This is a genomic window from Propionispira raffinosivorans DSM 20765 (assembly GCF_000381065.1).
In the GTDB taxonomy this organism is placed as follows: domain Bacteria; phylum Bacillota; class Negativicutes; order Selenomonadales; family Selenomonadaceae; genus Propionispira; species Propionispira raffinosivorans.
Window position 1 is genome coordinate 1 of sequence record NZ_KB905868.1, and the last position, 21,795, is coordinate 21,795.

Sequence of the window (21,795 nt, forward strand, 5' to 3'; positions counted from 1 at the left end):
ACTTTTATAAAATAAAAAACGCTCCCGAACCTCGGAAGCGGTGTATTCATTGGTGCGACTGCCGCGATTCGAACGCGGGACCCACGGCTTAGAAGTGCGAAAAATGGGCATCACCAGCCCTAACAATCCAGTAAAATCAGCACTTTGTTTCTCGTAAACTCTCAAAAAGCACATATTAAAACCTATTTTTTATAGACTATTGCACACCTATTGCACACCTCAAAAGTTTAACAAAAGCTTTGACTAATACACAATTCTCGTTGCTAGAGCTTCAAGAATTGATGTTATAAGAGGGGAACAGTCATTTTGTCTTCTAAATTAGAATTAAACATCTTCTAACTGCGTGGTTTGAACTTTATTAGTTTTTATATACTTCTATTCTATGATAAGCCAAATAAATTATTCTTTTATTATCTAATGGCAATTTATCAATAAATTTATCCTGATAAATCCCCAATCTTTTCTGATTCATAGGAGAAAGCCACGGTGACACAATCAATCGTTTGTCATCAGAAAAACTAATAAAGCCTTGATCAAATAACTTATCATATGTAGGTGTCAAAATAAACCCGTTTTTGCAATCAACTTTTTCTTTGTCATTTGACTTTGCCCAAGGTTTAATATGCGATGCTATTAATAAACGTTCATCATTCACCATAGTAAATGGACAATACATACAATCCTCCAATAACTTTTCCCGATACATTCCTTGACCGATCCTTGCTTTTATTAGCCGTTCCTTTTCTTTTGCCTTTATTTCTGTATTATCTTCTATATTCTTTAGTTCTGAAATTTCAATAGGAGAATTGTATTTCAGAATATCAGATTTATAATCCAAAAACATTTTATAATAATAATAAATTTTGCCGGTTTTACTCTTCAATTTTAATATAGAAACATAAGATATATTGGGTAATCCTATCCGGCGCATAAATAAATAATACTCAGAATTTGAATTAATATATATTCGAGGCGGTTGTACCTCTGAACAAAATATTTTAAAATTTAAAATGGCATTTTTATATTTACTTGCCTCACTTTCTAAATTCGAAAAATTCTCCCTCATTTCATTTTTATTGACATATGGCTGCTGTGGATTATAATATTCATCTTTAGCATTTTGCAAATACTTTATAAAATCATTTCCCACAAAAAAACATTCTCCTTGAAAATCGCCAAAGAAATCCTTTATATGTTGCTTAGTCACATTTCCAACATATAGCTTCCCCTCGCCATGCCCACTTCCAATCTTATTATCCTTTATAATAGAATCCGCCAACGTTATATTTTCCAAGGCATCTAAAACTTCATAAGATTCATCTAAAATATTTATTTTACTGCTTATAAATTCTTCAGACATATTCTTTCCTCCAATAATTCAGGGTAAGAGTCCAGTACTTTTTTCATTATTGCAATCAAAACATCGACTACTATAGAGTTGCCAGCCTGTTGGTACATTGATGTATCTGCTACTACTTGTTGAAAGCTATCACAAAACCCCATTAAGCGCAGACATTCTCTCGGAGTAAGTTTCCTAAGTCTTCCCTCTGTTGTAACGTAATTATCCACACCAGCACGATGCATTTTGTGCATTGTTGTCAATAAAGGTCGTGCTATATCCAAATCAACTTTTGGTCGCGAATAAAACCCTTTCGTCCCAGATGCAAGAACATATTTTTTTACTTTTTCTGATAAAAAATATTTTTCAAGATCCTGCATTGTTTTTTCTTTATCTTTGTTTTCTTCAACAAAGACAAAATCGCCATGCCAATTGAATTGCTGATTTTTCTTTTGACACAACTGGATTTCTCCATCAATCTGTGTAAATTTTTTCGTCAAATTTTTTTCTTTGGTTACAAATTCCACGCCTTTTTTATTTAGGTAATATTTCCCTGACACATTATCTAACAAAAAATCTTTTACTGTCGTTTCCAACTTTATAGGATCAGGGAAGTAAAACTTTTTTTTCAAATGAAGATCATTTCTAAATCCTACAACAAACACTCGTTCTCTATTTTGAGGAATCCCATAATCTTTTGCATTGAGCACATGGTGTTCCCATTGATATCCTAAATCATCAAAAACTTTTTTCATTGTTTCCCATGTATTTCCATTATCATTGCTAAGTACAGCTTTTACATTTTCATAAATAAAAACTTTAGGTCGTATTATGCTAATCAAACGTGCATACTCATAAAATAATGTTCCTCTTGTATCTTCCAACCCACGCTGTTTTCCTACCATACTAAAAGATTGACAGGGGCTTCCACCAACAAATAAATCTATTTTATCTTTATAATATTGCCCATCAATTAATGAGACATTCCAGTGAAAGTTTTGGGGGGCAAGGTCATAATTTGCTAAATAACTTTTCCGAACATGATTTTGCAATATATATGGCTTATATAATGCATCGACTACGGCCTTTTTCTCTTTAGAACTCAACAATGAGGCAATTTTCTTTTTTAAATGATATTCATTGATTTTTTCATGTAACATCCCCACTCGTTCAGCTATGTCTCGTATTTGTTTTATGATTTTTTTCCCTTGAATATCTTCCAAAATCATGTATGCAGCCGATAATTCATCAATTACAGGTTTCCAGTCTATATTGTCTGTACTTTCAAAGATGACCATACTTGTATTAAAATCCGAACGATGAGTCTTCTGGTCAAGATATTGTAAATCATTATTTTTTTTGAAGTCATTTATACATTCAACGGTATACTGAAGTCTTTTCAAAAAAAGATCTTGCCTGTTACTTGCCTGTTCCAGCCTGTCTAGAAATCCCTTATATTCTTTAATACGTATTTTCTTTATGTCTTGTTGTGCCACAATCTTTTTTAGTACTATTTCTATATGCGATGTTGAAAATGTGTCTATTTTTTTATCAATCAACTCTGACACTTCAAAATAAGCGTCAAGATTACTTTGAAGTGTCTCTTCCATCTGTTTTTTATACAACCTATCATCATTAGTTTCAGGAACATATTCCATTATTTTCTCTTTAAGATATAAAAATTCCTCATTAATCTTATCAATATTGACATCGATCTTCTTGCTAAATATATCCACATCACCATTGTCACATGCAAAAACAATCTCATGATTTAGATTCATACGTCGCAATGCTTGTTCAATAGCTCCTATGCCACTAAATACTGTACCTAATTTAATCATTAGAAACTCCTCTTCACTCACAACTTAAAGTATCATTATATCACATTTTATCATATAACGAGCTATGAAAGAACAAATGATCTATTATTTTATTTTTGCGTAAACTTATCGTTTTCCAGTCTATTGATAGATTCCCGTACTGCTACCATAACAGCAATAAAAAAGTGTCCTGGATAACCTAACACTTTATCAATAAAATTTAATTTATAAACACGTGATAATAAATTAAATTACTTACGAAGTTACAGTCGTAATGTTACTCATATGTTCTCTACGATACTTCATAATCACATTACCATGTATATTCTAGTTTCACGATACCTTTTTTTACCCTCAACATTATAATCAACACCAACGCCAACATACTTACCATCATTCGTGATTTTTTTGCAACGGAATATCACTCCAATCCTGTATATCTTTTGGTGCATAGCTAACAGCATGCAGGATTTTGTACAAATAAACGGGACTACATCCAATTGGAAATAGTCCCGTTTACTAAATTTATTTACTTTTAAATGACTTCAAAACTGATAATTTTTTCAAATGCGACATATTCCGTACTTACCTGAGTACCAATCTTTTTGCTAAGGCCATAAGCATTCGTGTCTGTACTGGCATGGCGGTTGTACCATTTCACAAATGCTGCTATTTCCTCTGCTGAAAGCTGGTAATCATGATCACTGGAATCATTCAACGTAATCCGCAATAAATTATTAGTTTTAGTGGGCATAGGATCAAAGTTTTCTGTCCACCGAGCAATATTAGAAATACGGAATTCATCAATATAACCTGGGAAGAAAGAGTTATCAGCCACATCATATCCAATTGTTATATTTGCTGATGGAGCTAATATTGATAATGGACTTGTCGCAGTAGAAGTTAAAACTCCGTTTTTAAACCCATAAAACGTATTACCATTTCTTACTATAGCATAATGGTTTAATTGATTTAAATTTTGTGTACCAAGATTAAATCCATTTAATATATCCCAAGAAGAGCCATTTGATGTCAAGCATACATAGTTTGGTCCCCCATCAAGCGATGCTTGTCCGACAACAAAAGGTGGATATTTCCCTTGCATAACAGATAAAACTCGTGATGTTTTAGCAAAGCTTGTTCTATACTCCCACCAATCAATTGTAAAATCACCAGAACCAAAATTAAAATCGTTCGAATTTGGAGTTGTTAAATAGCTACTGCCATCCAAATATAAACTTTTTCCACCAAACTTACTTTGTACTGACGATATAGCCGCACTGCCATTAGCCGTCCACACTTTTCCCGTTTCATCTTTAAAATCACCGTCAAAGTGCAATAATGATACTGTATTTGTGTCAACTTGATACATAAATATTACCTCCAAATATTTTTTTATTGTCGCGTATATTTTTTAAACTAATATTTTTAAAACTCTTCGAACATTATTTATAAACAAAATGCTGGCCAGCATTGTTTATAAGGTAATCCATAAGCATGCATTCTTATCTTTACCAAAAATAGTATTCATTTCTATGTTTAATATCGAACACATGTTCTATTATAACACTTTTATAGAAATAAAAAAAGCGGTAGACACTACATTTTTATAGTATCTACCGCTTAAATTTAATAAATATTTTATTTTGCTACAGCATACCCCAAAGATAATGCCGCTATAGCTTCCCAGATATTCTTTTGTGTTTTTAGCTTACTCTGCAGTTTTTCCTGCTCCTGCTCGTATTTCTTGAAGGATTGATTCGCATTCTGCAATTCTTGATTGGCTATCTGCAAGGATTGCTGCGCTGCTGCTGTTTGAACTTTGAGCGTCGCTAACTGCGTTTGCAATGTTTGTATTTGATTCTGCGATTCGGTCAGCTGTTGTTTGAGCAGCTCGATTTGACTGGTCAAGATTGACGACTGTTCGCTCGCTGTCGTCAAGTCCTGACTGGACTGACTTAATAGCGTCTTCAGCTTTTCGTTGTTGCTCTGCAGTTGTGTCAAGTTGTTCTGTAACGTCGTTAGCTGTTGTTCCGTTATTTGGTACGTCTCGGAACAAAAACCAACCGAGGGCGATAAGAATAATGGCAGCAAGAATATAGCCACCGATACGTATATAAGTTTTAGTTTGTTCATTCAATTTTTCCACCCCTTAAAATAATTTGTACAAAGTCAATATTACTCAGCCTTAGCATTTTCTTCATATACAGGCACACCATATGCTGATAAATCCAAACTAGCGACATAATCAAATGTATTATCTGCTCGATTTGCATATCCTGTGGCATAATCTTCGCAACTTGCAGCCGATGCATACTGTTCATGAAATAAATCCCGTACTGTTGCCAGCGACCTAAGATCATAGCCTCTTTCTTGCCGACGCTGCAAAAACCTCGACACTACATAATGACTGGTTGGGCACCAAATACCGGCATAAATCGTACAACGGCTATCGTCAAGCGTTTCAACCTCCTGTAATGTATCCACATAAGTTGCAGTGTCTTCTGCTAGTAAAGCAATTTGTGCATCTTGACCTTCCTGTGAATCAAGCAACTGTGCTAATGAGTCAAGTTCACCAGCTGCCTCGATATCGCTATAAGTTCGCCCTGCATAATAGTCGCCACCTGGTATCGAAGATAGTAACGACTCTGCTCTGCCGCCTTCCCATTGTGAACAACCTATACTTGGATAATCACCGGCTGTGCTGCATGACACCGCATTAAATCCACCTTCAGCACCAGTATTTACAAGCCCTTTTGCTATTTCTCTAGCTAATTCTTCTTTTGTCATTTTTCATTGCCCCTTTTCATTTTTATTTTAAATTGATAAATCTTCCGGATAGGCGTATTTATCGCCGTCCTTATAATCGATATGCAACACTTGCCCATCAAAACTCACAAATCCATCGATGGAATTTTTTAAGCTTTCATTCGCGCAATTGCTGTCCTGAAAGATTGCCCGAATTTTATTGCGCTCTGTTTCTGTCAACGGTTTACCACCTTTAATTACTGTGATTATCATTTGTATCAACTCCTCTCTTTTCTGCTTTACCGCCCATATACCCAACCAAGCCGCTTGCAATGGACATTGCAAGTTCATTTAGTCCAAAAAAAATCGCCGTCATCAAAGCTGCAACCAGCCCGATTCCGACGATTTTTTCTGTATTCATTTTTTCACCCAAACCACATCATCCCCTTTAATTATGAATAGCACCATATATTGCAATGGCTGTTGTAATTGCCCATGCAATGGTATTGCTATACCCTTTTCCCGCTTTTTCACGTTCAGACAGCATAGTTTCTAATCTTGCTGTTCTTTCTGCCATTTCCCGAATTTGATCAGATAGATTATCTATTTTTCCATATAACCTTTGAATTGCATCATCACCCATGTGTACCTCCAAATTTTCGACATAAAGATAACCCTGCGACTGGCAGAGTTTTATTCATTTGTTTTAGCCTCTGCAATTTTAGCCGGTTCTGCTTTTTCTATAATCTCGCGCCGGAGATTATCCGGGCATTTTTTATTTTCACAATACCCTTTATCATTCACTTTTTTTGCACAAAACTTACACCGTTCAGCCATTGCTTACCGCCTCCAATTTACCCTGATATTCTTTCATTAAATCGGCATACTCTGCTTTAAGTTCTGCAATTGTATCTGTATCATCCGCAAGGGATGCCGTTGCTAATGAATCTTTTAGTGCATCAAGTTTTACTTTGTATTCAGACTCTAATGCAGCGAGTTTAGCAGATTTTATTTCTGTTGGAGTTTGAACAATCTCACGAATTTGAATTTTACCATCAACGACGCTTAAATCAGACGGATTAATCCATTGCTCATATTCCATTATTGTTGATTCGGTATCATCTTTATCAATAAGACCTTCTAATCTGCCTTTGTCTTCGCATAGGCAACTTACCTTTTCATTTTTAATTAAGTAAAACATACATTTTCCCCTTAATAATTAATACCATATATTTGTATAATACGTGAATTTTGAGTGGCTAATTTCCATACAGTTTCACTAGATAATGGATGATCAGCCGTACCACGTTTAGTATTTCCGTAAACATACCATTGTGTATCATCTAATGCTTTGTGTAGGCTAAAAAAATATGCTGTAGAAAAAGCAACGCTTAGTTCCCATTGTTCCCATAAGGATTGTCCATACGCCTCTGTATTATCATTAGTATATTCTATTAATATCTTATCAAAATTTTTGTATGACTGAGTTAAATAAATATCTCCATTCCCCTGCGCGGTTATACCTGTACCGGCATAATTACTAACTTCTAACCCTTTGCTGGTATTAAGTAATGGTGTAAATACGGGAGTGCCTCTCCCTGTTACTCTGTTTTTTAATGCATCAGCAGTATAACCATTTACGTTTCCTGCACCATTAGCATAATTAACGTTGAAATTAGATGGATTATATACATACATATTGGTTCCATCACTACCACCCCATAACCATGTTGGCTGTCCTGATTGACCAGACCAATTCCACGTCTTTCCGATTAGTTTGTTTGAATTATCTGCTGTACCATGTAAGGCTCCATTAAATCCGCCGTCAGCTTGAAAAACACCTTTAGTATATACATTTTTATCATTATAAGCACGAATCCAAGTAGCGTCAGACATATGCCAGCCGCCACCCCATTTTTGATTATACCAGCCTGTATCCCCAGTCGTTTTAAACCAATCGGGTGTATAAATTGTTGGAACAGTTAGTTGTCCGGTAAGTGTTCCACCCGTGAGAGGCAGCACCTTATCGGTTGTAGCAACTTGTTTCCATGCTGACCATACATTATTATTTTTGATTCTAGAATAAACAGTATTATCGTAGTTTGGTCCAAATTCAAAAGCCATTTGATGTGCGTATGCATCAGAATGTGCATGATGATATACATTTGCATCAGAAACACCGCTTGGCAAACCAGTAGTACAGTAATAGAACCCTGTGTTGAGAATCAAATTAGCATTTTCAAGCAGGTTCTTTTGAATACCAAGTCCAAATCCACTGGGTGCAAAAGCACTTGCATGTTTACCATCTACCGTATCCGCATTCGCTATCGTCCCATCCGTTGTGGCAACCTGCTTCCAGGCTGACCACACACCTTTTGTTTTCGTTCTTACAAATATAATACTGGGCGAATTATCCGAACCATATGAAGCGGCTTGTTGATAGTACCAGGCCGTGTCACTATGGCTCATATTAATAACATACCACCAGCCCCCCTGACTAGGAGTATTCGCAAGATTAGTGCCTCTATAAAATCCTGTTGCTCTATCAGCATTTAAATCTTGACCTGATATATCCGTTGCAGCAGTTCCTAGTCCAAAACCGGATGGTGCTTTTTTAATAACCAATTCCGTAAGTGCATCATCTATAAGATCTGCATTTTTATTAAAATCATCAACATTATAAAATTCTTCTTGCAAGGGTTTTATAAGTTTAAAATTTTGCGTAGAGTTAGCCATTTGGTATCACCTCGTTTCGTAATGTATTATGCGTATATTTTCTTAATTGTTCATGCGTCAATTTGCCAAGTGTAAAGTGCTGATTATACAGTAAATCAACAAATAACGTCATATTCATTGGTACAATTCTTTCTAACATTTCTTGCACTGATTCAAGATTTTTCTTGGCGATCAGCTCAACTCGAACCTCAAGGCTAAACAGATTATTCACCAAATTTATGCGATATCCATTCGCACCACATAAATTTGCTAATTTTTGTTTTAGATCGGGTACTGTGTAAGGTAACATTTCGTTATATCGCATCAATAATCTAAATTTGCGCTCATCTAACGTATCTGACGCTTTGGGTGTAATTTTAAGCATTATCTCACGTCTGGAAACACCGTTTTTTGTTGAATCTAAAATAAACTGATCGTTCAAGCAATCATCTAAAGCAAGCCAAATAATTTTAAACATTTCATTTTCTCTGGCAGCAATTTCATGAAATTCTTTTGCTTCTTTTACTACAGACGGATAGTATCTTGAAACATCTACATCACGCATGTATACTCCCCCTAACTGGAATTGAATCAGCGGGAATCGTAAAATTAGCGGCTGTGTCATTTATAGTTGTTCCCTCTACATCGAGAATTCCGGTAACATCTAGTATTCTTGTTTCAAGTTGACTGATTCTGACAATCAAGTTTTCATTATCTGCCCAATTTTTAGCTAATTCTTTGAAATAATCATCAATTACAACTTCAATATTTGTTTTGCACTCTTCGAATGACCACCCATTTTGGTATGTTAATTTAGCTGAAATATTTATTGTTTCTGCGCCAACGCCAAAAACAGTCACAACATGATCGATCGGTGCAATTCCAAGCCCATCACCGGCGTTTACGGTTGGATCAATTAAGGTCTGAACCTTATTAACCATTTCTGTAGATGGTGCTTTATATTCTGAATTAATAATCACCAGCTTTACCGTTCCGCCACCTTTCCATGCACGATACGGCTTCACGCCACCGACTCCATTAATTTTATTTACTTTTTCAATGTAATCAGCTCGATTGCCACCAAACGCAATATTTTCAAAACTTGCCAGATATCTTTTTCGAAAAGCCTCTGTCGTTTCTTCATCTTCGCCCGGGATTGTCACATCGCTGAGTCCAGCTGTTTGCAGTCCTGCAATATAATCAATCGATATCATGTTTCCGGTGGGTTTATTTCCAATCGTACCAGCCGTTTCACACTGCAATAAAAAAACGCCGCTACTGATTTTTTCAGTAACCGCGTAATTTACATCGTCATAGGAAAAGCGAGATCCAATCGGTATTTCGAGTGCTGCAGGTGTAAAAATCCCCTTCACCTGCGCATACGTGGCAGGCTCCGGACTAAGGCCTCTTTCTTTTGCACGTTTTATTAAATATGGCCGTTCCGCTGTATCACCATAGCTATTTTTCATGTAATAATCGCACATTGCATAAAGAAGCATAAATTCAATCGCCGCTGGCATAGCGCTGTCATAAACAACGCTGCCTTCACGCTTATCAATATCATTTGCTACATTTGACATCATTCGTTTAAAAATAACATCCTCTGTTTGATTTTCATACATTATCCAATCTTCACCACCTTGTCTACCTCAATCACTCCAGCAACAGTCACAGCCTTAAACTTTGCCAAAACATTCCCTTTATTATCATGTGATAAATCAAACTCCGTTACATCATTGATACGATCATCCTGCACCAGAGCTTCACGGATCCGACGCGGCAATTCCGAAAACACCCAGGGAATTGGTTTGCCGAAGAGTTCTTCTAATTCAACCCCATAATTCCAACTATAAATAACATATTTATAGCGTTCGGTGTTGAGGATTTTATAGATGGCCTGCTCAATCGCTGCGAGATCATCCGTCATCCCGACTATTTTTTCATCTTCGATTAGCATTTTATACGTTTTATTTGGCTGACTAACAATTGTCGCCGTTGTTGTTATCTCTATACCAGTATCCGGCAATAATCCCATGTAATCACCCCCACTGTCCGGACAAATTCGAATGGTTAAATGTACGGCTTAAAATACAATATTCCTGCCCTCCGGCCTGCCTCACCAAAATAACCGATTCCCCAACATGCAGACTATTAAAAACTCGAATCCGTTTACGACCAGTGTAATCATGATTATGTGATTCGTATGCTGGATAACCAGATCCGCCACCGCGATTTTCAGTAACATGATTTACTTCGATATCCACGTCATAGTCTCGAACGGCATCGGTCAATATAAGAAATTCTTCTGTAATGATGTCCCGCTGTTCAATACGTACAGACAAAGGATTTTCAGATTCAACCACACCGACAATATAATCTGTGAGTTTCCCGGCATCCATGGTCTGCTTCATTAAAGCTTGCATCGTTTGCATCAATTGAGCACTCATCCTGTAATCACATCCCCTCGCAATGTTAAATCCATTACATGCTGATTATTACTGAATTTATGTTTAACGGATTCCACGATAACCTGTTTTGTTAGCTGCATATCACCTAAATTCAAATTCACATAAAGCATGGTACCAGCCCGAGCCCGAACATCACCTGCAGCATTTTGAATGGACAACGTTCTTCTAACGCGATCGTGCATTTTTAACTTTGCATCTGCCATTTCTTTAAAGTTCAACGCTTTCTTTACATTTACAGATTCCGTAAGCTGCAGCACACCCCATTTTTTAATGGCTTCACTGTCATAAGGCTTCCATACATCGCGCTTTCCTGTTTCCTTATTATCATAATAAAGCTTGACGCGACTATACGTATCTTTATCGATCGAAGACTCATAAGAAAAGTTCTCGGCGGTTTCAGCATCAATCAGAATATCCAATTTTAGTTTTTCAATATCTACAAGTGTAAGCTTGCCAAAGTCATCGTATAAAACGTATATTTTTTTTGTATTTTCCATCGTCATATCAAGCATTGTCTGCATAATATCAAACAGTGCTTCATTACTGCCGCGATATTTGGGAATGAAATACTCGGTATCGGCGATATTACCAATCTTCAGCTGAAAATCTTCGGAAATCTGACGAATTGCATCACTGGCTTTCGTTTCGACAAAAGAATAAATATCCTTATTTTTCAGGTACCGCAATTGATCATAGGCTGTAACTGAAATGGAATTATCTTTATTTCGCTTTTTAATAAACACATACCCGTAAAATAAATTTGTGCCGCCGTAATTCATCTGTACCGTGTTGCCCTCATTAAAAATAAGAATACTATCTTTTAGCACCTTAAAGGTAAGCTTTCCCGGTGTTCCTTTACGATTTAATTCCCATATAACATCATCTTGAACGGCTGGCCAATAGTATTTATCCGTCTCACGATTATGAATAATAATTTGCATATCAGCCAAGGTGCAACACCGTACCTTCCATACTGCCAATTGGATTACTCATTCCATTGCTGGACAATACCGTTCTCCAGTCTAAAGATCCACCAGAAACACCTTTGCACACTTCCCACATCGACTGCTCATTGCGAATTTTATAGATGGCTGGTGTTTCTCGATCGGTTGCTGGTCTTGTCTCTTTGACTTTAAAATGCTGCTTACCATCGGCATCGGTCGTAACTTCACACTCCTTGGTCGCGTATGGCTTATATTGTTTAAGCTTCAACGGTACCACAAGATCAAAGCCATCGGCAAAATCTTCATTGACTGCATAATCTTCGATTGTCACAAGCATATTGGTGTCCCATAACATGCGGTATTGAGAATTCATTCTTGAAATAACAAGCCGCATTGGGGTTTGTGTTGTTTTTGCAGATTTAAAAGTATCGAGAAAATAGTCTGCTTTTTTAAATGAAAAACTACTGCCCATCAGTTTATTACTCAACGAATCCGCAAAGGATGTATCATAATTGGCAAACGGATACTTTGCATTTGGCAGCCGTGCGTCAAAAGATATTTCCGTAAGCCCTGCCGATTTAATGATGTTCACTTCACCTTCATTAATAAGATCGATGGTCTTATTCTTGTTTTTAATTTTTATAGACATCTTCGCCGGTGGTACCGGCAGCATCGTCATACCCAGAAAAAAATAATAAGCCATTATGGATGCACCTTCTCTGCACCAGCATTCATCGCATCAAACAGGCTGTCATTCATATATCGCACCATACCATCGATATCAGTATCACTGCTTACATTATTGTGAATTCCACCCATTTCAATTTTGACTTCCGCTGTTGTATATTTATTAATAACTTCCTGCTCTGCAATATCTCGTAAATATTTAATATCCTCATCGGTAATTTCCATGGCTTCTTTTACTTTTCCGGTATTGTCAGCAGTATCTTTGGTGTTTTTACCAATATCCCCAGCACTTTCACCACTAGAAACACTTGGAGCTTGCGGAATGCTTGGAGCACTCGGTAATAATCCACCAAGCCCTCTCGCGCCAATATCATGCCCTTTCATGAAATTTCCGCTTGAATAGTCCATACTATAGGCCGAAAAATCAACGCCACCGCTTATTGGTATTTTTGATGCTAACCCTTTGCCCCAATTTACAAAACCAACTTCCATGCCTGGTATCTTATTGATTAGACCTATAATTTCATTTACAGATCGACCCACTAACTCTACAATACCATTCCAAATCACTGCAAACAGATTATAAATAGCAGCAGTCGGATTTTTAAAGGCATTTCCCAGAAACTCCACAAAGGCTAAAAATATATTCCAAACAATTGCAACTGTATTGTAGATCTGTCCTCCCATCCAAAAGAATAGCCCCACTATAATTCCAGTTGCTGAAATACTAGTGCCCGCAAAATGATTAACGGCATAAACCGCCAAATAAAATATACCAATGACTGCTATCACACCAAAAATAATCCATGTAAGTGGACAAGCATATAATGCAGCATTTAATCCATCTTGTGCAATTGTCAAACCAATTATAGCTGCCGTTTCTGCGGCAGATGCAGCGGCATGAGCAGCAGCCATCGTTGCTGCAAATCCAGCATTTCCAGCTATTGCAAGCAGCACGAATGCTAAACCAACAAAAACAGGCTCCATAATTGCTCCATTGGCTATAACAATGCCAGATAACCAACGAACATTATTAATCAAGCCCGCAACTGCCTGCCCAACAACTATAAATGTTTGTCCTGCCATTTCCCCAAACGATCTCATACTTTCACTATTCGCAATTGCAGAAAGTTGATTGAAAACTGGTACAAAGGCTCGAAAAGCAGTCGTCTGCATGTTTTGCCATACTTGCCCCCAAGTCATTGGCATAGCCGCAAATTTAGTATTGATTTCATCCGTTGCTCCTAAAATAGCATTTTTCATAATATCCGCTGTAATTTTTCCTTCACTAGATAATTGTTTCAATTGCCCTTGTGTTACGCCCATAAAATGTGCCACAATTTGTTCGATCATTGGTGCAGCTTCTGCAATGGACCTAAATTCATCTCCTTGCAGTTTCCCACTGCCAAGTGCCTGCGTAAGCTGCAGCATGGCATCTTTTTGCTGCTCTAGTCCGGTCCCGCCAACAGTAAAGAGTTTTTGAATATTTTCAACAAACGGGACAATTACTTGTGGATCAGGAAAGGCCTCTTTTGCAGTCAATCCAATTTTTGCCACAGCATCGGCCATACCCGAATAACTACCTCGCGCTCTTAAAGCAGAATAATAGATCTGATCATTGAGAGCTACAGCTTGTTCTTGGCTGCTTGTTATTAGCTTAATTCTGGCTACAATTCCACTATATTCATCACTCAATGCAGTAAGCTTATTTGCAGCTTGTGTTAACAATTCGACAATTTTCGTGATAGCCATAACTACCATACTTGCCAGCGTGAATTTCGCAAATGCATTCCCCATAGAATCTCCTATTCTGTTGACTGCACCAGATATTCCATTTACATTATTTTTTAAATTATTTGCCGACGTAGAAGCAGCATTAAATCCACCTGCACTTGCATAAGCTGCCGCTCCAATATTTTCAATTTGAATGGCGGCTGCATGCGGCACAGCATTTTCTATTTTATTTGCCGCCACAGCTGCTTTTTCAAATTTCCCAGTTGTAGCCTCAGCAGCCTTGGCCATCTTTTGAAACTGTGGCGTAACACCATCCGACAAAGCAATTGACTGCTCAATTGTTGCCAAAATATCACCATCCTTTCTATAAGCAGGCATAAAAAATCCGCCCTATATAAACGGGCCTCTTCCTACTAACAGTTTTATGCTTTCAACTGTCTACTGTAAAAAAGAGAACCTGTCCATATTGGGCGGTTTTATCTGAATAAGCTTACTTTAGCACGCCTCCTGAATCTAATTTAACTGTATCATTTCCACGTTTCCCCACATTTGCCTTATGCTTATAATCAATATAACACTGAACAATTCGTTCAGCATCTGTTGAAAACGCCTGCGTCTCAAACCAATCATTATATGCTCCCGGAAAATTTTTTCTAAGAAAAAGTTCAAATGCTGTTCCTGGATATGACAAAAATACATTATTAGTTTTTGCCCGAGTTATCTTATATTCAGTATCATTATAAGTAAAATAAAAATACTCATTCAAATCAATTCCCCTAAGATCCTGATAGGTAACATGCATAGAAGTAAAATTGTCATCAGACGTATCCTGAAAATATATTTGAAATTTATCGTCTCTTGGGTATCCACTCATTTTCAAATATCCATCATAAGCACCTTCTCCATCCGTGACAACTAAATTTTTTGCATAAATTTTTGTTTGATTAACGATTACAAAGTATTGGTCATCTGTTTTTTCTTTGGACGTCTCTGCAAAACATGTCGATATCAAAAAAAAGCAGAAGACCATTAATAAAATAATTTTTCGTGTCATCTTCATACATCCTCATCCATGATATTTTCCCACTATTATATCATAAATTAATGATGTTTTCTTTTTGCATCTTCTGCCTCTTTTTTATCCCGTTTCATTTTTATTGCAATCGCTGCAAAAACAAAGGCTCTTTCATTCTCTGGAAGACTAAATAACTCATGCGGAAATTTATGAAATTTAAGGAGGGCGTAATATGCTATATTCGCATATGGATCGCCCTCCTCAATTAGTTTTTTGCCTGTTTAATCTTTTCATCCATCCCAACTTGAAAACCGTTGGCTTGCGTTACAGCCATATAAAGGTCCGTATATTCGCCAGGTGTCAGCATCTTTTTGACGAGTTCTTCAGCTCCGACAACACCATAAGATTCTTGCAGCTGTGCACTGTTTAAATTTGGATACACGACACATTCACAAATTAATGCCGTTGCGTATTTATCTTGATCAAGCGACGTTGCAGTCTGCCGTGATCCTGGAATAAACTCTTTTTTCTTACATGAATTTTGAAGTGACTCATTTTCATCACTTGTAAGAACACGAATCTCCCAATCCATCGGGCTTTTATCAGCCCCTAAAAATCTTTTTGATGCCACATATTTTACATTTTCTGCTTTAATTGCATTTTCGGCCAAAAAAGCCTGTAAATTATCTTCTGCCATTTATATCAATCCTCTCTTATTGCATACCATTAAGCTGCGTGAATTCTTCGGGAAGTTCAAAATCTTCAAATGTAAAGTCTACATCCTGCTCAAGCCAATCTCCATCCGCATCAAAAGAGGACAGAATCGATTCATCAAGATTGCAATCCTTGTAAATAACAGTCTGCCGACCTGCAGAGGATGTTTTATCTTCATTGGTCGTCTGAATATCAAAATAAATATCCTCGCCTGTATCTTTGTACTTTTTAACAAGTTTCGTAAACATGGATGTCGTATGATAGATTGTCATTTTTCCGGTACCTTCACCGCCGGTTGTTTTATGTCCTACCATGGTACGTCCAAGAATCGGCACTTCTTTTTTTGTCTTCTTGAATTTCCCTTCAAAATTCTTTGCCTGCAGCAATAAATAACGATTTCCATCAACCGTTATATAACAGCTGGCCAATTTTGCCGCTACAGCATCTTTGGCCAGCATCGTTCTAATTGCATCACCCATTTATATATTCGCCTCCTTCACTTACGCTACAATTACATTCATGTACAGTTTTTCCATACACATGGTTGGCTGCACCTGGTATTCACTCAAAACTGATTCCTTGGATTCGCCTTGTGTAGGAATTGGAACATCATCCGGACTAAAGTTTTGGATGGCCCTCACGCGTTGATATTCCTTGTGAAGCGCTACGATATCTCCCCACAGAGCAACACGGCCATCCGGATCATTCTGCTCTTTGCCAAGATACGTTTTATTAAAGAGCCGTGCCACATCAATCGCAATCTGATCCAAAACTCGAATAACCTGATTTGCTGAAAAATCTTCATTTTTCTTTTTGCTAAACGAAGTAAATGTATTGATATCCCTCAAAATATTAACATTGCCAACCACGTTCCCCGATACAGAATCGGTCACGCCATGGAAAATCAGCATACCATCTGTAATGGCTTTTTCAAGTTCGGATTGTTTATATGTTGTATCAATCGTAAATTCACCGTCATAGGTTTTATTGGTACAAGATGCATTGATGGCACAAGACGACTCTGCACCGGTTACCCAATACACGGCTGCTGCTGGAGAAACGCCATCATCCTTTACCTTATTTTTTATAGAAATAACCCCTTCAAAGTCAACGCCTAACTTATTATAGAGAACCGTTTGGAATTTCGCACCGACTGCATCACGCATACGTCTTGTAAACTGAATAAATAAATCTTGAATGGTAGTGTCTGTACCTACATACCCCAGCGTATTGAAATAGTACGGTTCGATCTTATCAAGATATTCCTGATACTGAATACCACTTACTGCATCGCCATTCGTGCCGCCAGCAAGCGGCGTACCTGCCGTTGCGGTCATTGCATCCGTACGAATAAACGTTACATAATCATTATCGGCTGTATCATCCCAGCCACCGACAGCTGCCTGCTTATCGACTATAGTTTTGGAGCTATCCACCGCCATATAAGTCGTTACATCAAATTTGGTTGCATCATCGACATTGGCTGCGATAACAACCGTCAAATCATTGCCTCGAATCCCGCCATATTTTGCTGCAGCAATGACGCATTTTGCTTTAGCTGTATTGTTATTGATTCGGTAAAAATAACCCGTTTTTAGATTTTTGAATAGGTCCCGCAGGCCTTTAAGTTTATCTGAAGTATAATCATAACCGAAATATTTCATACTATATTTTTGAAAATCATCCGCACCAACGGTAAAAACTTCACCTTCTGGACCCCAATCAAGCGTCAGTGGCATGGTTCCATAACCGCGATCGGCAATATCGGTTTTTGCCCGAACTTTGCTGACAAAATTTATATATGCACCTGGTAGTTTTTTATTTTGAAACAGCCAGGTACCTCCTCCTAACGCCATATATCATTACTCCTTTCCATTGATTTTTTCTTTAATCGGTTTCGAAAAAAGCGTTTTAATTTTCGCATCTGCTTCTTTTAATGTATATTCTCGATCCGGATCCAGCGCAATCATGATGATATCGCATTGTTCACGGTATTTTTTTGAGCCAGCCAAGGCTTCGCGTGTATACGTCGGTTCTACTGCTATTGCTGCTGTTTTTTCTTCATCAGCCATACTTAATCACTACCTTTCAAGTGTTGTGTTTGTGCAAGTGTCTGCATTTTAGGAACTGGATCGAGCACCCGAAACACAAAAATATTATAATTCACGAAAAAATGCAGCACGTCATTCTGCACATTGGCAGACATATCGGTACCACGAATCAAATCATCTCCAAGATTGATGTATTCCATTCCCATAAAAATTGTTTGCTTAATCGCATTGCATTCGCGCGTAATACTTTTACCGGTTTTTGGGAAATACTGAATATCAAAACTGTGCGTTTGTTGATAGCGATTGCGCATCACAAGCTCTTGCCCATCTGTCAAATCGACGACGAAAAAGCAGGGTTCTTTAAAATCCTGCTTAACCTCATCAATATGAATTTCATACGCTTCGCCAAATAATTCGTACAACCTCTTAGCGATTCCATCAATCATCTCATTTTCCATCCAGCACCTCCCTCAAAAACACTTCAAATTTCCTTTTGATGATTCCCGGAGCCTGCGACTGTAGCTCTTTTTCTGAAATTGTCATCATGAACTGCCCTTTCACCCAGCCAGCTTTTAGCCGTTTTCCAATCGCCTGCACAAATCGACCAGGTTCTTGCCGATGGCCGAATTCTACATAACTGGCATACGATACAGGATTTGTAATTGTAATTTGATAGTTACGCCCAACCTTATCCACTTTGAGCGACTGCGCATATTGTAAGGAATTTACCGTACCACCGGACTCTGCTTCGGCTTCTGTTTTAGCCGTCCAGCCCCGTCGTAATACACCTCCTTGCGAAATACGCTTTTGCTTATTCTTGCCATTGCCCAAAACAACCGTTTCAAAAGTACCTTTCCCGACTGGCGTCCGCTTAATAACTTTCGCTAAAAAGCGCGCCGCAAGTTCTCTGGCACAGTCTTCATAAAACTGTTGTTTTTGTTGTCCATTTGCAGCTTTTTCTAATCGTTTTTGAAACGCTTTTAATTGACTAAAATCTGACTTACCCATTATGGATGCTCCTCATACAGCTCAAGGTTAATTTCTTGATGCGTTGAATAAACAGCCGCCTTACCGCTTTGCTTATAGGCTTCTGTACGGCCGTTCTGCACCACGTTTATTTTACTGCCGGGTTTAATTACAAGATCCGGTGCTATAAATAATGTAATGGATTGTTCTAGTGAATCAGCCGTTTGTGAAGGCCCTGTTGCCGGTGCCGAAGAATACGACAACCGACATGCTTGATCTTTGTAGGCTGTAATGTCCTTCTCTTCGGTAATATGTGTTACTGGATCTTTCACTTTCCCATATTCAGTAACAGTGCAACGGCCTTCATATGTTTTTTCCTGAGCTTTTCTGGCTAAACGCCGAGCCCGATCGATTGCACTTGTCATTTCCAGCTCACCCGCCTATATCGATTTAACTGCATTGTGTAATTTTTAAGCAAAGTATCTTTAAAATTTGAATCAACACCGGTTCTAAACTGCGTTGTGGTATCGCCTTCGGCAATGGATGAAACGATCATCGGCAGATCCGCTTCTCCAATACTCTCATTTCTGTATAAATCAATTGCCATCCGGTAAGCGGTGCGCAAAAGACCCGATGGCAATTCAGAAATATTACAATAATTCAAGATTGTTTCACTCACATCGTCCAGGATAAACGCAAGATTTACATCCTGCGTTGTATCCGTGACCGCAATTCCGAGCAAAGATTTTAACGTTTCAACAGTCAACATGACAATCACCCAATCTTATGTTTGAAAGCAACGATGCGGATCTGTTTCGGTTCATATACCGGCAGCCAGTTTTGAGCATCTTTCAATTCGGCACGGCTTGGACCTTCGACTTTTGCAACCTTTGCATTCGTAAATTTAACGCCGCGTGGATGCAGAATCATTGTTTTACGATTGATGAGATAATCCACACCCGATCCTTTCTTTTTATCACGGTCAATTTCAGTCGCTACAAAACCAACCGGCGAACCATTGCCCAGAGCAATCGCTCCCTGACCAAACAGATACGAGGTGTAAACTCCATCAACGACCGGACAACCATCGTCAATCACAACACGTTTGCCCTGATATGCATCAAATGACACATCGACACTTGGATGTTCTGTCGTAATTAAATTCTGTTTTTTGAGATAGGACCACGTTGCGCTATGCATAGCCACCGCTGTGAGTTGCGCTTGGGCATCTCCTAAAAGCTGTTGTGCATCAATAAAGGAGCTTGCTGACCAGAGTTTCCCTGCATCGCTCTTCACTCCTGAAATATCGAGTAAATTTGTTGCAAGCGGCGTTGTGGCTGCACCACCATCTGGTGTGTACGTACCAAAAATGCCATTCAATACGGCAATCAGTTCTTTTTGCATATCACGCGCCCAAAAGCTTGCAACTAAACTTGCAATGGCTGCCATCGGATCTGAGCCGGCAAGCGCCGCGGCAAGGTCTGTACCAGCCCACATTTTAGCCCGACGGATAATGGCTGCCACATCTTTTTTCGATTCGATTTTACTTGCTTCAAGGTCAGCATCTTCAATAATCTGTTCGGATTCACCTGTAAGATCAGCAAAGAACGGCATATTGATGGTTGGTGCTGCCTGACTTGCTAAACGGTCAAATTCTGCATCTGTTGTGATAATACCGCACTGGATTAGAGCGGATAACTCGGCCGTACGTCGAATAACATACGGATTGAAAAGAGCGGGTACGATCACATCGGATAATTTTGTAATTGGCATATTCTATATTCCCCCTTAAATTGTGACTCCTGCTTCAGCAGCCAAAGCTTTTGCCTGTGCAGGATTTTCTGTTAATATTTTTCCTTGTTCTGTGAGATTGAAACTGTCTTTTGCAAATGGATTTTTACTGGCGCTGCCATCCGCACCACCATTTGGCACATAGTTTGCTTTGCCAGTCGCAGGTTTAAACAAAAACGCTTTACTCTCCTGCAGCGTTTTCACCTGTTCATCAAGACCTGTTATTTTGCCATCCTCCGATAAAATAAGCTTGGACTTATCGAACAAGCCCGCAACAAGATCCACATCCTGCGCCTTATCTGCAATGGCTAATTTAATGGCGTTGGTAAATTGTAAATCCTTGAGTTTGGTTTCATATTCAGCAGTACTCGTTTTATTTGCTGTCTGTAAATCCCCAATTTGTTTTTTCAGACCTTCCACATCACCAGTCGACTTTTTCAACGAATCAAGCTGTTTATCACGTTCAACAACCTGACCTTCCAGGTCTTTCTTAGCTTCATTGACTTCGTTAAAACGTTCCTTGGTAACATATCCCTTGAATTCCTCACTACTAGCCGCCGCAACTTTTTGAGCAGTTGCTTCATCAAGCCCTAAAGCTATTAATTGTTCTTTTGTCAATTGAAATCATCCCTTCGTTCACATTTTTTAGCGCGGTTCATTCCGCTGTTGTCGTCTTGTTCTTTATCGCCTGCAATACTAAAAAGGCGAAACTCAGCTGATGTTATGACCGAAACATCTACGGAGATAAGTGGATCACCGCCTTTCACCTTGCAACACAAACCATTTTACAAAAACAATCATCC

30 protein-coding genes are annotated in these 21,795 nt (G+C 38.2%); all 30 read right to left on the minus strand.

Annotation, left to right across the window (positions count from 1 at the left end; all coding sequences use genetic code 11):
- Nucleotides 1-358 precede the first annotated feature (358 nt).
- Nucleotides 359-1,360 carry an HNH endonuclease gene (locus F606_RS0117445; RefSeq protein ID WP_019555181.1) on the minus strand — a complete coding sequence of 334 codons (1,002 nt, stop codon included), beginning with the start codon at nucleotides 1,358-1,360 and terminating at the stop codon, nucleotides 359-361.
- Nucleotides 1,342-3,180 carry a DNA cytosine methyltransferase gene (locus F606_RS0117450; RefSeq protein ID WP_019555182.1) on the minus strand — a complete coding sequence of 613 codons (1,839 nt, stop codon included), beginning with the start codon at nucleotides 3,178-3,180 and terminating at the stop codon, nucleotides 1,342-1,344. Before F606_RS0117450 ends, F606_RS0117445 begins: the two co-directional genes overlap by 19 nt.
- 514 nt (nucleotides 3,181-3,694) lie before the next feature.
- Nucleotides 3,695-4,531: a LamG domain-containing protein gene (locus tag F606_RS0117455; RefSeq protein WP_019555183.1), complete on the minus strand. Its 837-nt coding sequence runs from the start codon at nucleotides 4,529-4,531 to the stop codon at nucleotides 3,695-3,697.
- 269 nt (nucleotides 4,532-4,800) lie between these two features.
- Nucleotides 4,801-5,295, minus strand: coding sequence for a hypothetical protein (locus F606_RS0117460; protein ID WP_154651206.1), 495 nt, complete (start codon nucleotides 5,293-5,295; stop codon nucleotides 4,801-4,803).
- 42 nt (nucleotides 5,296-5,337) lie between these two features.
- Nucleotides 5,338-5,949, minus strand: coding sequence for a hypothetical protein (locus F606_RS21565; RefSeq protein WP_019555185.1), 612 nt, complete (start codon nucleotides 5,947-5,949; stop codon nucleotides 5,338-5,340).
- A 27-nt stretch (nucleotides 5,950-5,976) separates the two neighbouring features.
- Nucleotides 5,977-6,180, minus strand: coding sequence for a hypothetical protein (locus F606_RS0117470; protein WP_019555186.1), 204 nt, complete (start codon nucleotides 6,178-6,180; stop codon nucleotides 5,977-5,979).
- On the minus strand, nucleotides 6,161-6,328 hold the full coding sequence (locus F606_RS21570) for a hypothetical protein (RefSeq protein ID WP_211210097.1): 168 nt from the start codon (nucleotides 6,326-6,328) through the stop codon (nucleotides 6,161-6,163). Before F606_RS21570 ends, F606_RS0117470 begins: the two co-directional genes overlap by 20 nt.
- A gap of 27 nt (nucleotides 6,329-6,355) precedes the next feature.
- Nucleotides 6,356-6,550: a hypothetical protein gene (locus F606_RS0117480; protein WP_019555188.1), complete on the minus strand. Its 195-nt coding sequence runs from the start codon at nucleotides 6,548-6,550 to the stop codon at nucleotides 6,356-6,358.
- Nucleotides 6,551-6,600: 50 nt separating this feature from the next.
- Nucleotides 6,601-6,744 (minus strand): hypothetical protein, encoded by a 144-nt coding sequence (locus F606_RS23280; protein ID WP_019555189.1) that lies wholly within the window; start codon nucleotides 6,742-6,744, stop codon nucleotides 6,601-6,603.
- On the minus strand, nucleotides 6,737-7,108 hold the full coding sequence (locus F606_RS0117490) for a hypothetical protein (RefSeq protein WP_019555190.1): 372 nt from the start codon (nucleotides 7,106-7,108) through the stop codon (nucleotides 6,737-6,739). Before F606_RS0117490 ends, F606_RS23280 begins: the two co-directional genes overlap by 8 nt.
- 11 nt (nucleotides 7,109-7,119) lie before the next feature.
- Nucleotides 7,120-8,643, minus strand: a complete 1,524-nt coding sequence (pilV, locus tag F606_RS23565) for a pyocin knob domain-containing protein (RefSeq protein ID WP_019555191.1) — start codon at nucleotides 8,641-8,643, stop codon at nucleotides 7,120-7,122.
- The gene (locus F606_RS0117500; RefSeq protein WP_019555192.1) at nucleotides 8,636-9,187 is read right to left on the minus strand and encodes a putative phage tail protein; all 552 of its coding nucleotides are present in this window, start codon (nucleotides 9,185-9,187) and stop codon (nucleotides 8,636-8,638) included. The genes pilV and F606_RS0117500 overlap by 8 nt, the downstream gene beginning before the upstream one ends.
- Entirely contained in the window at nucleotides 9,180-10,244 is a 1,065-nt protein-coding gene (locus tag F606_RS0117505) for a baseplate J/gp47 family protein (protein WP_019555193.1), read from the minus strand. The genes F606_RS0117500 and F606_RS0117505 overlap by 8 nt, the downstream gene beginning before the upstream one ends.
- Entirely contained in the window at nucleotides 10,244-10,657 is a 414-nt protein-coding gene (locus F606_RS0117510; protein WP_019555194.1) for a DUF2634 domain-containing protein, read from the minus strand. The genes F606_RS0117505 and F606_RS0117510 overlap by 1 nt, the downstream gene beginning before the upstream one ends.
- Nucleotides 10,658-10,661: 4 nt before the next feature.
- Nucleotides 10,662-11,069 carry a DUF2577 domain-containing protein gene (locus tag F606_RS21575; RefSeq protein ID WP_019555195.1) on the minus strand — a complete coding sequence of 136 codons (408 nt, stop codon included), beginning with the start codon at nucleotides 11,067-11,069 and terminating at the stop codon, nucleotides 10,662-10,664.
- A complete protein-coding gene (locus F606_RS0117520) occupies nucleotides 11,066-12,031 on the minus strand; it encodes an XkdQ/YqbQ family protein (RefSeq protein WP_051083369.1) in 966 nt (321 codons plus the stop codon). Before F606_RS0117520 ends, F606_RS21575 begins: the two co-directional genes overlap by 4 nt.
- A gap of 1 nt (nucleotide 12,032) precedes the next feature.
- The gene (locus tag F606_RS21580; RefSeq protein WP_019555197.1) at nucleotides 12,033-12,737 is read right to left on the minus strand and encodes a hypothetical protein; all 705 of its coding nucleotides are present in this window, start codon (nucleotides 12,735-12,737) and stop codon (nucleotides 12,033-12,035) included.
- Nucleotides 12,737-14,833 carry a tape measure protein gene (locus tag F606_RS0117530; protein WP_019555198.1) on the minus strand — a complete coding sequence of 699 codons (2,097 nt, stop codon included), beginning with the start codon at nucleotides 14,831-14,833 and terminating at the stop codon, nucleotides 12,737-12,739. Before F606_RS0117530 ends, F606_RS21580 begins: the two co-directional genes overlap by 1 nt.
- 112 nt (nucleotides 14,834-14,945) lie before the next feature.
- The gene (locus F606_RS0117535; RefSeq protein WP_019555199.1) at nucleotides 14,946-15,509 is read right to left on the minus strand and encodes a hypothetical protein; all 564 of its coding nucleotides are present in this window, start codon (nucleotides 15,507-15,509) and stop codon (nucleotides 14,946-14,948) included.
- Between the two features lie 226 nt (nucleotides 15,510-15,735).
- Entirely contained in the window at nucleotides 15,736-16,167 is a 432-nt protein-coding gene (locus F606_RS0117540) for a phage tail assembly chaperone (protein ID WP_019555200.1), read from the minus strand.
- A 16-nt stretch (nucleotides 16,168-16,183) separates the two neighbouring features.
- Nucleotides 16,184-16,663: a phage tail tube protein gene (locus tag F606_RS0117545; RefSeq protein WP_019555201.1), complete on the minus strand. Its 480-nt coding sequence runs from the start codon at nucleotides 16,661-16,663 to the stop codon at nucleotides 16,184-16,186.
- A 21-nt stretch (nucleotides 16,664-16,684) separates the two neighbouring features.
- Nucleotides 16,685-18,040, minus strand: coding sequence for a phage tail sheath C-terminal domain-containing protein (locus F606_RS0117550; protein WP_019555202.1), 1,356 nt, complete (start codon nucleotides 18,038-18,040; stop codon nucleotides 16,685-16,687).
- Between the two features lie 6 nt (nucleotides 18,041-18,046).
- Complete coding sequence (locus F606_RS21585; protein WP_019555203.1) at nucleotides 18,047-18,256, minus strand: hypothetical protein; 210 nt, start codon at nucleotides 18,254-18,256, stop codon at nucleotides 18,047-18,049.
- Between the two features lie 2 nt (nucleotides 18,257-18,258).
- On the minus strand, nucleotides 18,259-18,693 hold the full coding sequence (locus tag F606_RS0117560; RefSeq protein ID WP_019555204.1) for a phage tail terminator family protein: 435 nt from the start codon (nucleotides 18,691-18,693) through the stop codon (nucleotides 18,259-18,261).
- Nucleotides 18,683-19,243, minus strand: a complete 561-nt coding sequence (locus tag F606_RS0117565; protein ID WP_019555205.1) for an HK97 gp10 family phage protein — start codon at nucleotides 19,241-19,243, stop codon at nucleotides 18,683-18,685. Before F606_RS0117565 ends, F606_RS0117560 begins: the two co-directional genes overlap by 11 nt.
- Entirely contained in the window at nucleotides 19,243-19,626 is a 384-nt protein-coding gene (locus F606_RS0117570) for a hypothetical protein (RefSeq protein WP_019555206.1), read from the minus strand. Before F606_RS0117570 ends, F606_RS0117565 begins: the two co-directional genes overlap by 1 nt.
- Nucleotides 19,623-19,970 (minus strand): phage head-tail connector protein, encoded by a 348-nt coding sequence (locus tag F606_RS0117575; protein ID WP_019555207.1) that lies wholly within the window; start codon nucleotides 19,968-19,970, stop codon nucleotides 19,623-19,625. Before F606_RS0117575 ends, F606_RS0117570 begins: the two co-directional genes overlap by 4 nt.
- 5 nt (nucleotides 19,971-19,975) lie before the next feature.
- Complete coding sequence (locus tag F606_RS0117580) at nucleotides 19,976-20,974, minus strand: major capsid protein (RefSeq protein WP_019555208.1); 999 nt, start codon at nucleotides 20,972-20,974, stop codon at nucleotides 19,976-19,978.
- A 15-nt stretch (nucleotides 20,975-20,989) separates the two neighbouring features.
- The gene (locus F606_RS0117585) at nucleotides 20,990-21,610 is read right to left on the minus strand and encodes a phage scaffolding protein (RefSeq protein ID WP_019555209.1); all 621 of its coding nucleotides are present in this window, start codon (nucleotides 21,608-21,610) and stop codon (nucleotides 20,990-20,992) included.
- Nucleotides 21,607-21,771 (minus strand): hypothetical protein, encoded by a 165-nt coding sequence (locus tag F606_RS23570; RefSeq protein ID WP_019555210.1) that lies wholly within the window; start codon nucleotides 21,769-21,771, stop codon nucleotides 21,607-21,609. Before F606_RS23570 ends, F606_RS0117585 begins: the two co-directional genes overlap by 4 nt.
- Between the last annotated feature and the right edge of the window lie 24 nt (nucleotides 21,772-21,795).

Excerpts from the sequence above, each read along its gene's own strand:
- F606_RS0117505 (WP_019555193.1), bottom strand. The coding sequence starts at position 10,244 with ATGTATGAAAATCAAACAGAGGATGTTATTTTTAAACGAATGATGTCA.
- F606_RS0117460 (WP_154651206.1), bottom strand. The coding sequence starts at position 5,295 with ATGAACAAACTAAAACTTATATACGTATCGGTGGCTATATTCTTGCTG.
- F606_RS0117580 (WP_019555208.1), bottom strand. The coding sequence starts at position 20,974 with ATGCCAATTACAAAATTATCCGATGTGATCGTACCCGCTCTTTTCAAT.
- F606_RS0117575 (WP_019555207.1), bottom strand. The coding sequence starts at position 19,970 with ATGTTGACTGTTGAAACGTTAAAATCTTTGCTCGGAATTGCGGTCACG.
- F606_RS0117455 (WP_019555183.1), bottom strand. The coding sequence starts at position 4,531 with ATGTATCAAGTTGACACAAATACAGTATCATTATTGCACTTTGACGGT.
- F606_RS0117560 (WP_019555204.1), bottom strand. The coding sequence starts at position 18,693 with ATGGAAAATGAGATGATTGATGGAATCGCTAAGAGGTTGTACGAATTA.
- F606_RS0117535 (WP_019555199.1), bottom strand. The coding sequence starts at position 15,509 with ATGACACGAAAAATTATTTTATTAATGGTCTTCTGCTTTTTTTTGATA.
- F606_RS21575 (WP_019555195.1), bottom strand. The coding sequence starts at position 11,069 with ATGAGTGCTCAATTGATGCAAACGATGCAAGCTTTAATGAAGCAGACC.
- F606_RS0117470 (WP_019555186.1), bottom strand. The coding sequence starts at position 6,180 with ATGATAATCACAGTAATTAAAGGTGGTAAACCGTTGACAGAAACAGAG.
- F606_RS0117490 (WP_019555190.1), bottom strand. The coding sequence starts at position 7,108 with ATGTTTTACTTAATTAAAAATGAAAAGGTAAGTTGCCTATGCGAAGAC.
- F606_RS0117545 (WP_019555201.1), bottom strand. The coding sequence starts at position 16,663 with ATGGGTGATGCAATTAGAACGATGCTGGCCAAAGATGCTGTAGCGGCA.
- F606_RS0117510 (WP_019555194.1), bottom strand. The coding sequence starts at position 10,657 with ATGGGATTATTGCCGGATACTGGTATAGAGATAACAACAACGGCGACA.
- F606_RS21565 (WP_019555185.1), bottom strand. The coding sequence starts at position 5,949 with ATGACAAAAGAAGAATTAGCTAGAGAAATAGCAAAAGGGCTTGTAAAT.
- F606_RS0117520 (WP_051083369.1), bottom strand. The coding sequence starts at position 12,031 with ATGCAAATTATTATTCATAATCGTGAGACGGATAAATACTATTGGCCA.
- F606_RS21580 (WP_019555197.1), bottom strand. The coding sequence starts at position 12,737 with ATGGCTTATTATTTTTTTCTGGGTATGACGATGCTGCCGGTACCACCG.
- F606_RS0117570 (WP_019555206.1), bottom strand. The coding sequence starts at position 19,626 with ATGACAAGTGCAATCGATCGGGCTCGGCGTTTAGCCAGAAAAGCTCAG.
- F606_RS23280 (WP_019555189.1), bottom strand. The coding sequence starts at position 6,744 with ATGGCTGAACGGTGTAAGTTTTGTGCAAAAAAAGTGAATGATAAAGGG.
- F606_RS21585 (WP_019555203.1), bottom strand. The coding sequence starts at position 18,256 with ATGGCTGATGAAGAAAAAACAGCAGCAATAGCAGTAGAACCGACGTAT.
- F606_RS0117550 (WP_019555202.1), bottom strand. The coding sequence starts at position 18,040 with ATGGCGTTAGGAGGAGGTACCTGGCTGTTTCAAAATAAAAAACTACCA.
- F606_RS0117540 (WP_019555200.1), bottom strand. The coding sequence starts at position 16,167 with ATGGCAGAAGATAATTTACAGGCTTTTTTGGCCGAAAATGCAATTAAA.
- F606_RS0117530 (WP_019555198.1), bottom strand. The coding sequence starts at position 14,833 with ATGCCTGCTTATAGAAAGGATGGTGATATTTTGGCAACAATTGAGCAG.
- pilV (WP_019555191.1), bottom strand. The coding sequence starts at position 8,643 with ATGGCTAACTCTACGCAAAATTTTAAACTTATAAAACCCTTGCAAGAA.
- F606_RS0117500 (WP_019555192.1), bottom strand. The coding sequence starts at position 9,187 with ATGCGTGATGTAGATGTTTCAAGATACTATCCGTCTGTAGTAAAAGAA.
- F606_RS0117480 (WP_019555188.1), bottom strand. The coding sequence starts at position 6,550 with ATGGGTGATGATGCAATTCAAAGGTTATATGGAAAAATAGATAATCTA.
- F606_RS21570 (WP_211210097.1), bottom strand. The coding sequence starts at position 6,328 with ATGAATACAGAAAAAATCGTCGGAATCGGGCTGGTTGCAGCTTTGATG.
- F606_RS0117565 (WP_019555205.1), bottom strand. The coding sequence starts at position 19,243 with ATGGGTAAGTCAGATTTTAGTCAATTAAAAGCGTTTCAAAAACGATTA.
- F606_RS0117445 (WP_019555181.1), bottom strand. The coding sequence starts at position 1,360 with ATGTCTGAAGAATTTATAAGCAGTAAAATAAATATTTTAGATGAATCT.
- F606_RS0117450 (WP_019555182.1), bottom strand. The coding sequence starts at position 3,180 with ATGATTAAATTAGGTACAGTATTTAGTGGCATAGGAGCTATTGAACAA.